This is a genomic window from Streptomyces sp. WAC00040 (assembly GCF_056835925.1).
Genome location: NZ_JAKQZE010000001.1, coordinates 3553077 through 3565990, shown reverse-complemented (window position 1 = coordinate 3565990; position 12914 = coordinate 3553077). Strand labels below are relative to the sequence as shown.

The 12914-nt window shown below is 70.0% G+C and carries 10 protein-coding genes; all 10 read right to left on the bottom strand.

The annotated features are described in order from the left end of the window. Nucleotides 1-106 precede the first annotated feature (106 nt). Nucleotides 107-1801: a proline--tRNA ligase gene (locus MDN94_RS16530; RefSeq protein WP_482726532.1), complete on the bottom strand. Its 1695-nt coding sequence runs from the start codon at nucleotides 1799-1801 to the stop codon at nucleotides 107-109. A 65-nt stretch (nucleotides 1802-1866) separates the two neighbouring features. After that, nucleotides 1867-2436, bottom strand: a complete 570-nt coding sequence (locus tag MDN94_RS16525) for a GNAT family N-acetyltransferase (RefSeq protein WP_482726531.1) — start codon at nucleotides 2434-2436, stop codon at nucleotides 1867-1869. A 50-nt stretch (nucleotides 2437-2486) separates the two neighbouring features. Continuing rightward, nucleotides 2487-3329 (bottom strand): GNAT family N-acetyltransferase, encoded by an 843-nt coding sequence (locus MDN94_RS16520; RefSeq protein ID WP_482727091.1) that lies wholly within the window; start codon nucleotides 3327-3329, stop codon nucleotides 2487-2489. A gap of 175 nt (nucleotides 3330-3504) precedes the next feature. After that, nucleotides 3505-4674 carry a flavodoxin-dependent (E)-4-hydroxy-3-methylbut-2-enyl-diphosphate synthase gene (ispG, locus tag MDN94_RS16515; protein ID WP_159686382.1) on the bottom strand — a complete coding sequence of 390 codons (1170 nt, stop codon included), beginning with the start codon at nucleotides 4672-4674 and terminating at the stop codon, nucleotides 3505-3507. Between the two features lie 169 nt (nucleotides 4675-4843). Then, nucleotides 4844-6145, bottom strand: a complete 1302-nt coding sequence (locus MDN94_RS16510; protein WP_482726530.1) for a M50 family metallopeptidase — start codon at nucleotides 6143-6145, stop codon at nucleotides 4844-4846. After that, nucleotides 6142-7392, bottom strand: coding sequence for a 1-deoxy-D-xylulose-5-phosphate reductoisomerase (gene dxr, locus MDN94_RS16505; protein ID WP_482726529.1), 1251 nt, complete (start codon nucleotides 7390-7392; stop codon nucleotides 6142-6144). The genes MDN94_RS16510 and dxr overlap by 4 nt, the downstream gene beginning before the upstream one ends. A gap of 87 nt (nucleotides 7393-7479) precedes the next feature. Continuing rightward, complete coding sequence (locus MDN94_RS16500; RefSeq protein WP_482726528.1) at nucleotides 7480-9438, bottom strand: acyl-CoA dehydrogenase family protein; 1959 nt, start codon at nucleotides 9436-9438, stop codon at nucleotides 7480-7482. Between the two features lie 351 nt (nucleotides 9439-9789). Further along, nucleotides 9790-10485, bottom strand: coding sequence for an ester cyclase (locus MDN94_RS16495; protein ID WP_482726527.1), 696 nt, complete (start codon nucleotides 10483-10485; stop codon nucleotides 9790-9792). A 251-nt stretch (nucleotides 10486-10736) separates the two neighbouring features. Next, nucleotides 10737-11177 carry a VOC family protein gene (locus MDN94_RS16490; RefSeq protein WP_482726526.1) on the bottom strand — a complete coding sequence of 147 codons (441 nt, stop codon included), beginning with the start codon at nucleotides 11175-11177 and terminating at the stop codon, nucleotides 10737-10739. Between the two features lie 271 nt (nucleotides 11178-11448). Beyond that, complete coding sequence (locus MDN94_RS16485; RefSeq protein ID WP_482726525.1) at nucleotides 11449-12894, bottom strand: aldehyde dehydrogenase family protein; 1446 nt, start codon at nucleotides 12892-12894, stop codon at nucleotides 11449-11451. Between the last annotated feature and the right edge of the window lie 20 nt (nucleotides 12895-12914).

The following is a 12914-nucleotide window of genomic DNA, read 5'->3' as shown; positions in this document are numbered from 1 at the left end:
AGGCCGTGGTCCGGGGTATGCCCCGCCACGCGGCGGAGCCGCCCATCGGTACAGCGGGAAGGGTCGGGGAGGGACAAGCCCGCCACAGGCGCGCACGCGGTCCGCGCTACCCCCGCAGCCGCGCCACCGCGTCCGCCACCGTGAGCTCCTCACGCTCGCCCGTCCGGCGGTCCTTCAGCTCCACGACGCCCTCGGCCGAGCGGCGGCCTGCCACCAGGATCTTGGGGACGCCGATCAGCTCCGCGTCCGTGAACTTGACGCCCGGGGAGACGCCCGCACGGTCGTCGACCAGAACCCGCAGGCCCGCCGCACCGAGCTGCTCGGCGACGTCGAGGGCGAGTTCGGTCTGCAGCGCCTTGCCCGCGGCGACCACGTGCACGTCGGCCGGGGCGATCTCGCGGGGCCAGCACAGGCCCTGCTCGTCGGCGGTCTGCTCGGCGAGCGCCGCCACCGCGCGGGAGACGCCCACGCCGTACGAACCCATCGTCACGCGGACGGGCTTGCCGTTCTGGCCGAGCACGTCCAGCTGGAAGGCGTCCGCGTACTTGCGGCCGAGCTGGAAGATGTGGCCGATCTCGATCGCGCGGTCCAGCTTGAGCCCGGTGCCGCACGAGGGGCACGGGTCGCCGTCCTCGACGACCACGACGTCGAGGTAGTCGTCGACCTCGAAGTCCCGGCCGGCGACGACGTTCTTCGCGTGGAAGCCCGCCCGGTTGGCGCCGGTGATCCACGCGGTGCCGGGGGCGACGCGCGGATCGGCGATGTAGCGGACCTTCTCCAGGCCCTGCGGGCCGACGTAGCCGCGGACCAGGTCCGGGCGGTCCACGAAGTCCTCCGCGGTGACCAGTTCGACGTCGGCGGGAGCCAGGTGGTCGCCCAGCTTGCCGAGGTCGACCTCGCGGTTGCCGGGGACGCCGACCGCGACGATCTCGCCGTCGACCTTGACCAGCAGGTTCTTCAAGGTGGCGGATGCCGGAACGCCCAGATGGTCGGCGAGCGTCTCGATGGTCGGGGTGTCGGGGGTGTCCAGCTCCTCGACCGGGCCGTGCGCGGCGCCCTCGGCCGGGGCGAGCGCGAAGGTGACGGCCTCGGTGTTGGCCGCGTAGTCGCAGGACGGGCAGTACACGAAGGTGTCCTCGCCCGCGGGGGCCGGCGCCAGGAACTCCTCGGAGGCGGAGCCGCCCATCGCGCCGGACACCGCCGAGACGATCTTGTGCTCGAGGCCGAGGCGCTCGAAGATCCGGACGTACGCCTCGCGGTGCAGGGCGTAGGACCGGGCGAGGCCCTCGTCGGAGGTGTCGAAGGAGTACGAGTCCTTCATCAGGAACTCGCGGCCGCGAAGGATGCCCGAGCGGGGACGCGCCTCGTCGCGGTACTTCGTCTGGATCTGGTACAGGATCACCGGCAGGTCCTTGTAGGACGTGCACTGGTCCTTGACGAGCTGGGTGAAGATCTCTTCGTGGGTCGGGCCGAGGAGGTAGTCGGCGCCCTTGCGGTCCTTGAGACGGAACAGCTCCGCGCCGTACTCCTCCCAGCGGCCCGTCGCCTCGTAGGGCTCCTTGGGCAGCAGCGCCGGCAGCAGGACCTCCTGTGCGCCGATCGCGTCCATCTCCTCGCGCACGACGCGGGTGACGTTCTCCAGGACGCGCTTGCCGAGCGGCAGCCAGGACCAGATGCCCGCGGCGTTGCGGCGGACGTAACCGGCGCGCACGAGGAGCTTGTGGCTGAGCGTCTCTGCGTCCGCCGGGTCGTCGCGCAGTGTCTTGACCATCAGACGGGACATGCGCTGGACCTGGGCCATGGTGAACTCCTGCTCGGAACGTGTGATGTGCAGGAGGTTAGCCGGGGCGCAGCCGCAGGCGGAAATCAGTTCGCGCGGCGCAGCGGCAGCGGGGCGCCCATCACCGCGTAGGGACTGGGGGCGCTCGGAAAGAGCACCTGCCCGGCGAGGTCCTGGTAGCCGAGCCTGCGGTACAGGGCGCGGGCCGGGCTCTCGGTGTCGATCGCGGACAGGATCGAGCGGGGCAGGCCGCATCCGTCGGTGATGGTGGTGATCAGTTCGCGTCCGATGCCGCGTCCCTGGAAGCCGGGGTGGACGTGGAGTTCGGTGATGACGAAGGAGTCGTCGAGCCAGTCGTCGGTGCCGTTGCGGCGCAGATACGGCTCGACCACGGTGGACCACCAGTGGCTGCGGTCGTTGGGCATGCCGTAGACGAATCCGACGAGCCTGCCCCCCTCTGTGGTCGCTCCGAGCGCCCGGGCACCGGGGTTCTGCAGGTGGCGCAGCACGATGTAGCGGCGGATGTCGATCTCGTCGTCGCTGAGCCCGAAGGCGAGTGCCTGCACGGCGAGCGCCTCGTCGACCCGTGCCGTCAGATCGAGCGGCTCGACGACGACGTCGGGGGCCTGCGAGCCGTCCCCGGTGAGTGCTGCCATGGGCCGAACCCTACTTGCCGTCGTGACCGCTCAGCACTGGGTGCCGGGAATCAGAACAGCACGCTCATGAAGGCGCCGACCTCGCGGAAGCCGACCCTGCGGTAGGACGCCCTTGCGGCGGTGTTGTAGTCGTTGACGTACAGGCTGACGACCGGCGAGACGTCCGCCAGGGCGTAGCGCAGTACGGCCGCCATACCGGTCTTCGACAGTCCCCTGCCCCGGTACTCGGGGTCGACCCAGACGCCCTGGATCTGGCAGGCCCGGGGGGTGGCCGCGCCGATCTCGGCCTTGAAGACGACCTTGCCGTCGTCGATGCGGGCGAAGGACCTTCCGGTGCCGATGAGTTCGGCGACGCGGGCCTGGTAGAGGAGTCCGCCGTCGCCGGCCATCGGCGAGACGCCGACCTCCTCCGTGAACATGGCCACGCACGCCGGCATGATCACGTCCATCTCGTCCTTGTGGATACGGCGCACGCCGGGGTCGGGCTCGATGTCGTCCGGCATCCGCTCGGTGACCATGAGCGGCTGGTTGGCCCGTACGTCCCTGGCCGGGCCCCAGTTCGGTTCGAGGAGCCGCCACAGCAGGGCAGTGGACTCAGCTGGGCCGACGATGGACGAGCAGCGGCGGCCGGCCCGGCGCGCGCGGTCGGCGAAGGCGCGTACGGCTTCCGGACCGGCGCAGATGGGCACGAGGTTGGCGCCGGAGTAGCACAGGGAGCGCAGATGTCCGTCCGCGTAATAGCCCCACATCTCGCCCCCGAGTCGCCACGGGTCGAGGCCGGCGACCTGCACACGGGCGGTGACGAAAGCATTCGTCACCGGCTCGCTCTCGAGGATGGCGAGCGCGGCGCCGAGATCGCCCGGGCCGAGGACCCGGGTGGTGGTCTGCGTCAACACGAGGGCGCCTCATCACACGGTTTGCTGGTTCTGGAACTGTACCCGGCACGTCCACGGCGTGGCGCGTGCACGGGAAGACCCCGCCGACCGGAAGGGCGACGGGGCCTTGTGGATCCGGGTGCAGGGCGGGCTCGGGGCTGCGAGCCCGCCGGCGGGGTCCTCAGGGTGCGGGTCAGGCGCCGGGCTCGCCCACGGCGACCACGTCCGGGGTGCCGGAGGCGACGCCGTCCTTCTCCATCTGCTCCGCGATCTTCATGGCCTCTTCGATGAGGGTCTCGACGATCTTCGACTCCGGCACGGTCTTGATGACCTCGCCCTTGACGAAGATCTGTCCCTTGCCGTTGCCCGAGGCCACACCGAGGTCGGCCTCACGGGCCTCGCCGGGTCCGTTGACAACGCAGCCCATGACGGCGACGCGCAGCGGGACCTCCATGCCCTCGAGCCCGGCGCTGACCTCGTCGGCGAGCTTGTAGACGTCGACCTGGGCGCGGCCGCAGGAGGGGCAGGAGACGATCTCCAGGCGGCGCTGGCGGAGGTTCAGCGACTCCAGGATCTGGATGCCGACCTTGACCTCCTCCGCCGGCGGCGCCGACAGGGAGACGCGGATGGTGTCGCCGATGCCCTCGCTGAGCAGCGCGCCGAAGGCGACGGCGGACTTGATGGTGCCCTGGAAGGCGGGACCGGCCTCTGTGACACCGAGATGCAGCGGGTAGTCGCTCTGCGCGGCGAGGAGGCGGTAGGCGTTGACCATCACGACGGGGTCGTTGTGCTTGACCGAGATCTTGATGTCGCGGAAGCCGTGCTCCTCGAAGAGCGACGCTTCCCACAGGGCGGACTCGACGAGCGCCTCGGGGGTGGCCTTGCCGTACTTCTCCAGCAGCCGGCGGTCCAGGGAGCCCGCGTTGACGCCGATCCGGATCGGCGTGCCGGTCTCGCCGGCGGCCTTCGCGATCTCCTTGACCTTGTCGTCGAACTGCTTGATGTTGCCCGGGTTCACCCGCACCGCGGCGCAGCCGGCATCGATGGCCGCGAAGACGTACTTCGGCTGGAAGTGGATGTCCGCGATCACCGGGATCTGGGACTTCCTGGCGATGGTCGCCAGCGCGTCCGCGTCGTCCTGGGTCGGGCAGGCGACCCGGACGATCTGGCAGCCGGAGGCCGTGAGCTCCGCGATCTGCTGGAGGGTGGCGCCGATGTCGGACGTCCGGGTCGTCGTCATCGACTGCACGGAAACGGGCGCGTCACCGCCGACGGCGACGGAGCCGACCTGGATCTTCCTGCTGACCCTGCGGTCGGCGAGCTTCGTCGGAACGGACGGAATTCCGAGAGAAATTGCAGTCATCTGCTGTGCAACCCCAAGGTGTGGATCGTGGTCCCGGATCGGCGGGCTCCAGCCCTTGAGATTACGGCACTGGCGTTCGGCGGGGCACATCGGACACCGAAGTCCACCCAAAGGTGACGGCCGGGCACGAAGCGTGCCCGGCCGTCACGGCAACCCGCGGGGGAACCGCTCAGCTGATCTTCACCGGGTTGACGATGTCCGCCACCAGCACGAGCAGCGTGAAGCAGATGAAGATCCCCGCCACCACATAGGCGACCGGCATCAGCTTCGCCACGTCGAACGGGCCCGGGTCGGGCCGCCGGAAGACCTTGGCGATGTTCCGCCGTACCGACTCCCAGAGCGCTCCGGCGATGTGTCCGCCGTCGAGCGGCAGCAGGGGCAGCATGTTGAAGAGGAACAGGGAGAGGTTGAAGCCCGCGAGCAGCATCAGGAAGGTCGCGACGATGTTGGTCGTCGGCACGTCGAGGTTGAGAACCTCACCGCTGATGCGCGCCGCGCCGACGACGCCGACCGGGGAGTCGTCCTTGCGCTCACCGTCACCGAAGGCCGCGTCCCACAGGTCGGGCACCTTGGACGGCAGGGCGACGATCGCCTCCGCGCCGTTCTCGATCATGCCGCCCATGCGGTCGACGGAGTCGCCGAACGACAGCGGGAGAATCTCCGTCTTGGCGGCGAAGCCCAGGTACCCGGCCGGGACGAACTCCTCGGGGATCACCTCCCCGTCCTCGTCCTTCTTCGCCACCGTGTTCTCGATGAGCGTGGCCTGAAGGACCTGCTCCGTGCCAGCGCGCTCGACGGTGATGGTGGCGGGGCCGATCGTTTCCCGGATACGGGTCGACAGCGTGGCCCAGTCGTCGACGGGCCTGCCGTTGAACGCGACGATCTTGTCGCCCTCCCGCAGCCCGGCGGCGAAGGCCGGCGACTCGGGGTCGCTCTTCGCGCAGGTGTCGCGCTGCTCGCTCTGGGCGATGACGCACTTCTGCACGCCGGCGACCTCGGTGGTCTGCGTCGGCGAGCCGAAGGTCATCATCACGCCGAGGAAGATCGCCACGGCGAGGACGAGGTTCATGAACGGGCCGGCGAACATGACGATGACGCGCTTCCACGGCTTGCGCGTGTAGAACAGGCGGGTCTCGTCGCCGGGCTTCAGCTCCTCGTACGCCGCCGAGCGGGCGTCTTCGATCATTCCGCGCCACGGCGAGGTGGAGCGGGCCTCGATACGGCCGTCCTCGCCGGGCGGGAACATCCCGATCATGCGGATGTAGCCGCCCATGGGGATGGCCTTGATGCCGTACTCGGTCTCTCCCTTGTGCCTTGACCAGAGGGTCGGGCCGAAGCCGACCATGTACTGGGGCACGCGGATGCCGAAGAGCTTGGCCGTGGAGAGGTGGCCGAGCTCGTGCCAGGCGATGGAGAACAGCAGCCCGACGGCGAAGAGCGCGATGCCCAGAATGGTCAACAAAATGGTCATGCGCGAGCCTCCGCCGTTGCCTTCGCTGCCGTCTCACGGGCCCTGGCCCTGGCCCAGGTCTCCGCTTCGAGGACGTCCGCCACCGTCAGGGAAGTTCCCGACGCGGGGGCGCCGTGTGCGGCGACCACCTCGGTGACCGTATCCATGATTGCGTTGAACGGCAGCCGTCCGCCGAGGAATGCCTCCACGCACTCCTCGTTCGCGGCATTGAACACCGCCGGCGCCGTACCGCCCAGCTCCCCCACATGGCGGGCGAGGCCCACCGACGGGAACGCCTCGTTGTCCAGCGGGAAGAACTCCCACGTCGAAGCGGTGGACCAGTCGAAGGCGGGGGCCGCGTCCGGGACCCGCTCCGGCCAGCCCACACCGATCGCGATCGGCCCCCGCATGTCGGGCGGCGTGGCCTGGGCGAGCGTCGAACCGTCCGTGAACTCCACCATCGAGTGAACATACGACTGGGGGTGGACGACCACCTCGATCCGGTCGAAGGGAATGTCGTAGAGCAGATGCGCCTCGATGACCTCGAGCCCCTTGTTCACGAGCGTCGCGCTGTTCACCGTGATCACCGGGCCCATCGCCCAGGTGGGGTGGGCGAGGGCGTCCTCGCGGGTCACACCCGCCAGCTCCGCCCTGCTCCGGCCGCGGAACGGGCCGCCCGACGCGGTCACGACCAGCTTGCGCACATCGCCGCGGGTGCCTGCGGCGAGCGCCTGGAAGAGGGCGGCGTGCTCGGAGTCGACGGGGATGATCTGCCCCGGCTTGGCGAGCGCCTTCACCAGCGGCCCGCCGACGATGAGCGACTCCTTGTTGGCCAGCGCGAGGGTCCGGCCGGCCTCGAGGGCGGCCAGGGTGGGGGCGAGACCGATGGAGCCCGTGATGCCGTTCAGCACGGTGTGGCACGGGGAGGCGGCGAGCTCCGCGGCGGCGTCCGGACCGGCCAGGATCTCCGGCAGCGGCTCCGTCCCGTACAGCGCGGCGAGCGCCTCGCGCAGCGCGGGCACGGCGTCCTCGCGTGCCACCGCGACCGTCCCGGCACGCAGCTTGCGCGCCTGCTCGGCAAGAAGACCGACCCGTCCGCCGGCGGCGGACAGGGCGGTCACCCGGAAACGGTCTGGGTTACGCAGCACGAGGTCGATGGCCTGCGTACCGATGGACCCGGTGGAGCCGAGGACGACGATGTCCCGGCGGCCTTCGGAGGGATCGAAGACGATGTGCGGGTCCGCGAGGGGAGATGGGCTGTCGCTCATCCCCCCATTGTGGCCGTACTCCCTGTCCGCGTTGACAGGGAGTACCCGGCGGGCCGTCGTGATCGGGCCCGCCACGGCCGTGGCCCGTCAGCGGATCGGGCGGTGCACGTTCTCCTTCACTGTCGGGCCCGGTGTGGCGTCGGCGATCCACGGGCCTTCGCCGCTCGCGTCGACCACGCCCTCCTCCAGCCAGCTGTACGTTCCGGAGAGCACGCCGTTGACGACCTTGCGGTCCAGGTCGTCGGTGTTCGACCAGAGGCGGTTGAACAGTTCCTCGACGCGGATCCTCGCCTGGCGGCAGAAGGCGTCGGCAAGCTGGTAGGCCTCGCGGCCGTGGTCGTCGGACGCCCGGAGCATGTCCGCGCGGACGCAGGCCGCGCTCATCGCGAACAGTTCCGCCCCGATGTCGACGATCCTGCCGAGGAAGCCCTGCTTGGTCTCCATACGGCCCTGCCAGCGTGACATGGCGTAGAAGGTCGAACGGGCCAGTTTGCGGGAGCTGCGCTCGACGTACCGCAGATGCGTGGACAGGTCCTGGTGCCCCGCGGGGTGGAACTCGGCGTACGTACGTGGCAGCTGGCCCGGGCCGGTGACGAGTTTGGGGAGCCAGCGGGCGTAGAAGGCGGCCGCGTTCGCCCCGGCGCGGGCCTTGGCCGACATCGGCTTGTCGGGGTCGATGATGTCGCCGGCGACGGCCAGGTGCGCGTCCACCGCCTCGCGGGCGATGAGCAGGTGCATGATCTCGGTCGAGCCCTCGAAGATGCGGTTGATGCGCAGGTCACGCAGCAACTGCTCGGCGGGGACGGCGCGTTCGCCGCGTGCGGCCAGCGACTCGGCCGTCTCGAAACCGCGGCCGCCGCGAATCTGGACCAGCTCGTCCGCCATCAGGCAGCCCATCTCGGACCCGTAGAGCTTGGCGAGCGCGGCCTCGATGCGGATGTCGTTGCGGTCCTCGTCGGCCATCTGGGAGGCCAGGTCGACGACGGCCTCCAGAGCGAAGGTGGTCGCGGCGATGAAGGAGATCTTCGCGCCGACGGCCTCGTGCCGGGCTACGGGCTTGCCCCACTGCTCGCGCACCGCCGACCACTCGCGAGCGATCTTCAGGCACCACTTGCCGGCTCCGACGCACATCGCGGGCAGGGAGAGCCGGCCGGTGTTGAGCGTCGTCAGCGCGATCTTCAGCCCGGCGCCCTCGGGGCCGATGCGGTTCTCCGCGGGGACGCGCACCTGATGGAAACGGGTGACGCCGTTCTCGAGTCCGCGCAGCCCCATGAAGGCGTTGCGGTTCTCGACTGTGATGCCCGCGCTGTCGGCCTCGACGACGAAGGCCGTGATGCCGCCCTTGTGGCCCTCCGACTTCGGCACCCGCGCCATCACGACGAGCAGGTCGGCGACGACACCGTTGGTGGTCCACAGCTTGACGCCGTCCAGGACGTAGTCGTCGCCGTCCGGGACGGCCGTCGTGGCGAGGCGGGCCGGGTCGGAACCGACATCGGGCTCCGTCAGTAGGAAGGCGGAGATGTCGGTGCGGGCCAGCCGCGGCAGGAACCGCTGCTTCTGCTCCTCGGTCCCGAACTGCTTCAGCGGCTGGGGCACGCCGATCGACTGGTGCGCGGACAGCAGCGCGCCGATCGCCGGGTTCGCGGAGCCGACCAGGGCCAGCGCCTTGTTGTAGTACACCTGGGTGAGGCCGAGACCGCCGTACTTGGGCTCGATCTTCATGCCGAGCGCGCCGAGCTCCCGCAGACCGTTGATCACCTCGTCGGGGATCCGTGCCTCGCGCTCGATGCGGGCGCCGTCGATCTCCGTCTCGCAGAACCGGCGGAGTTTGGAGAGGAACTCCTCGCCCCGCCGAGCGGCCTCGCCGGTCGGCATCGGATGGGGATGAATGAGGTCGAGCCGGAAACGGCCGAGGAACAGCTCTTTGGCGAAGCTGGGCTTCCGCCAGTGTTGTTCGCGCGCCGCCTCCGCGACCTGTCGCGCCTCGCGCTCGCTGATCTTCGGGGTATGGGGCTGATGCAGGGGCTTGTCCGTTGGAGCGGACATTGAGGCTCACCTCGCCGCGAATCGGGGACCGCCGGGTCGATGACCGGCCGGTGGCTACTCGTTCGTAGTACCCGATTCCCGGCACCTCCACCAGCCCACGTACGGCACAGGGGGCAACGAGCAGCGGCCGGATACCCCGCCCGCTGTGCTTTTCGCAGTGCCCCTGTCCTGCGCTCTCCGTCGGCCGTTCGGGCTCCGTGCCGCCGCGGTCCGCGGTCACCGTCCGCGCCCCGACCGGCTCAGACCCGCGCAGGGTACCCGCCGGGCCGGGCAACCGGCCCGTACGGCCCGGAACGCGGCCTCCCGGCCGTGCGCCCGCGTCTCCCGGCGGGGATCGGTGTGCCCGTGGGATCAGACGTCGATCGCACCGAGCTGCTGCAGCAGACCGAAGTCGTCGAGGTTCCACCAGCTCTCGGCGATCTTGCCTCCCTCGCAGCGGAAGGTCGCGTGGCCGGTTCCCGAGATGTCCCGGCCGGTGGCCTCCATGCCCTGGTACGTGCCCACGTGTCGCCCCTTGAAGGACGCCCGTACGCACACCAGGTCGCCCTCGGCCACGAGACTCTCGATGGTGGCGACCGGTTCGAACGCCTCCATCGTTTCCTTGTTCTCGGCCTTGGCCTGCGCGAGCCCCACGTCGTAAGACGACAGGGACGGGTCGTGCTCCCGGTAGTCGGCGGTGCAGATGTCGTCCGCCGCGTCGAAGTTCCTCGCGTTGATCACGTTCTCGAAGAAACTCCGGACCACGATCTTGTTCAGCTGCTCGTCCCGCATGACGTCGAGGTCCGTGAACGACGGTTCCCCGTCGCAGAGAGCGACCATCTCCTGGAAGATCCGGTCCGTCTCCGGCAGGTTCGAGTTCTTCATCGCCTCCTCGTACGAGGGGAATTCCACGATCTCCACCACATGCGTCGAATCGGCCCGGTCACGGCCCATGATCGAGTGGGTTGCTGTCCGCTTGCCCTGCGTCGACTCGATCCAGGCGTCCATCAACCTGTCCAACTCATCGGCCCTGCTGGTCCTGCAGTCGATGACCTGCATGAATGTCATGACTTCTCCCATGGATCGGAGATCTCGGGACACCTTCAGGCTATGCCCGGCCCAGGTCGGTCGCCCTGTTGGCCGACTGGAGGGAAGGGCACGACACCGCGCCTGCGACGCCTGCGTCCGTTGGGGGATCCATCAGCGATACGGGTCGGTGAGCGCCGGGGCAGACGCCTGCCTCGATGATCGGTCGCCTTCGCCGGGGCCGTGTCGCGGCGGCCGCGCGGCGAGGGACGGTGGTAGGCGCCGAAGCCTTCTCAGCGCAGTTGCTCGGCCAGTCCGACGATGATGCCCTCCGGGCCGCGGAGGTAGCACAGCAGATAGCTGTCCTCGAACCGGGCGATCTCGCCGACGAGTTCGGCGCCGTGTGGGCGCAGGCGGGCGACGGTGTCCTCGATGTCGTCGACGGCGAACATGACGCGGTGCGTGCCCAGAATGTTGTGCGGCCGGTTGCGCGGCCCGGTGCTGATCGCCGCGGGGCTGCGGTACTTCGCCAGCTCGATCCGGCTGTGGCCGTCCGGGGTGCGGACCATCGCGATGTCACAGCGGACGCCGTCGAGTCCGGTGCACCGGTCGGCGACGGGGCCCTCGATCTCCGCCCTGCCCTCCAGCTCCATACCGAGTTCCACGAAGAACGCGATGGCGGCATCCATGTCCTCGACGACGATGCCGACGTTGTCCATCCGCTGAATCGCCATGCTGGTTTCTCCTGTTTCCTCGCGCGGCCGGTGGTCGCCTCTGATGTCCTTGGGACGGTGCCGGTGGCACGACGATTCGCCGCCGCGCGCTCGAGCATTGCGCCTCCCCCCATTGATTCACCAGTGCGGGGTCACCTCGAGTTCCCCATGTTGCCCGCCCTCCGAAGAGTCAGCCAAGATCCGTCCGTCCACGCAGGTCAGGCCCTGGATACGCAAAGACGGCCGGAGCCCCCGCACAGTGGGCTCCGGCCGCCGGTCGTGGCGTACGGCGCTACAGCGCCAGGCCGGTGAGGACCAGCACCCGCTCGTACGTGTAGTCGTCCATCGCGAAGGCCACGCCCTCGCGGCCGACGCCGGACTGCTTGGCGCCGCCGTACGGCATCTGGTCGGCGCGGTAGGACGGGACGTCGCCGATGATCACGCCGCCGACCTCGAGGGCACGGTGGGCACGGAAGGCGGTCTGCACGTCGTGCGTGAACACGCCTGCCTGGAGGCCGTACTTGGAGTCGTTGACCGCCGCGAACGCCTCGGTCTCGCCGTCGACCTTGGTCACGGTCAGGACCGGGCCGAAGACCTCCTCGCACGCGAGGGTGGCGTCGGCCGGGACGTCGGTCAGCACGGTGGGCGCGTAGGTGGCGCCGTCACGCTTGCCGCCGGTGAGCAGCTTGGCGCCGCCCTGCACCGCCTCGTCCACCCACGTCTCCACGCGCTTGGCGGCGTCCTCGCTGACGAGGGGGCCGACGTCGGTGGCGGCGTCCGACGGGTCGCCGGTGACCTGGGCCTCGACGGCGGCGACGATCCTCGGGAGCAGGCGGTCGTAGACGGTCGTGTCGGCGATCACGCGCTGCACGGAGATGCAGGACTGGCCGCCCTGGTAGTTGGAGAACGTGGCGATGCGCGTCGCCGCCCAGTCCAGGTCCTTCTCGCTCGCGAAGTCGGCGAGGACGACGGCCGCTCCGTTGCCGCCGAGCTCCAGGGTGCAGTGCTTGCGCGGAACCGAGTCCATGATCGCGTAGCCGACCTTGTCGGAACCGGTGAAGGAGATCACCGGCAGGCGCTCGTCCTGCACCAGGGCGGGCATCTGCTCGTTCGGCACGGTCAGCACGGACCAGGAGCCGGCGGGCAGGTCGGTCTCCGCGAGCAACTCACCGAGGATCAGCCCGGAAAGCGGGGTCGCCGGGGCGGGCTTCAGGATGATCGGCGCGCCGACCGCGATCGCCGGAGCGATCTTGTGGGCGCAGAGGTTGAGCGGGAAGTTGAACGGCGCGATGCCGAGCACGACGCCCTTGGGGAAGCGGCGGGTGAGCGCGAGACGGCCCTGGCCGCCGGCGTCGGTGTCGAGGCGCTGAGCCTCTCCGCCGTTGAAGCGGCGGGCCTCCTCCGCGGCGAACCGGAACACCGAGACGGCCCGGCCGACCTCGCCGCGGGCCCACTTGATCGGCTTGCCGTTCTCGGCGGAGATCAGCTGCGCGATCTCCTCCGTGCGCTCGACCAGGCGCTTCGACACGTGGTCGAGGGCGGCGGCGCGGACGTGGGCCGGCGTGGCGGCGAACTCGTCGCGCACGGCGTACGCGGCGGCGACGGCCTCCTCGACCTGGTCGGCGGTCGGTACGGACACCTTGCCGACGAGACGGCCGTCCCACGGGGACGTGACGTCGAGGACGGTCTCGCCGGTGGCCTGGCGGCCGGCGAGCCAGAAGGCGTGGGTGGAAGTCATGCGGAGTCCCGGCCCTTCCG

What these genes read in the sequence shown, in the direction of transcription:
- MDN94_RS16490 (WP_482726526.1), bottom strand. Translation starts at nt 11,177, where the DNA reads ATGGCGATTCAGCGGATGGACAACGTCGGCATCGTCGTCGAGGACATG.
- ispG (WP_159686382.1), bottom strand. Translation starts at nt 4,674, where the DNA reads ATGACTGCAATTTCTCTCGGAATTCCGTCCGTTCCGACGAAGCTCGCC.
- MDN94_RS16530 (WP_482726532.1), bottom strand. Translation starts at nt 1,801, where the DNA reads ATGGCCCAGGTCCAGCGCATGTCCCGTCTGATGGTCAAGACACTGCGC.
- MDN94_RS16495 (WP_482726527.1), bottom strand. Translation starts at nt 10,485, where the DNA reads ATGACATTCATGCAGGTCATCGACTGCAGGACCAGCAGGGCCGATGAG.
- MDN94_RS16500 (WP_482726528.1), bottom strand. Translation starts at nt 9,438, where the DNA reads ATGTCCGCTCCAACGGACAAGCCCCTGCATCAGCCCCATACCCCGAAG.
- MDN94_RS16510 (WP_482726530.1), bottom strand. Translation starts at nt 6,145, where the DNA reads ATGACCATTTTGTTGACCATTCTGGGCATCGCGCTCTTCGCCGTCGGG.
- MDN94_RS16485 (WP_482726525.1), bottom strand. Translation starts at nt 12,894, where the DNA reads ATGACTTCCACCCACGCCTTCTGGCTCGCCGGCCGCCAGGCCACCGGC.
- dxr (WP_482726529.1), bottom strand. Translation starts at nt 7,392, where the DNA reads ATGAGCGACAGCCCATCTCCCCTCGCGGACCCGCACATCGTCTTCGAT.
- MDN94_RS16525 (WP_482726531.1), bottom strand. Translation starts at nt 2,436, where the DNA reads ATGGCAGCACTCACCGGGGACGGCTCGCAGGCCCCCGACGTCGTCGTC.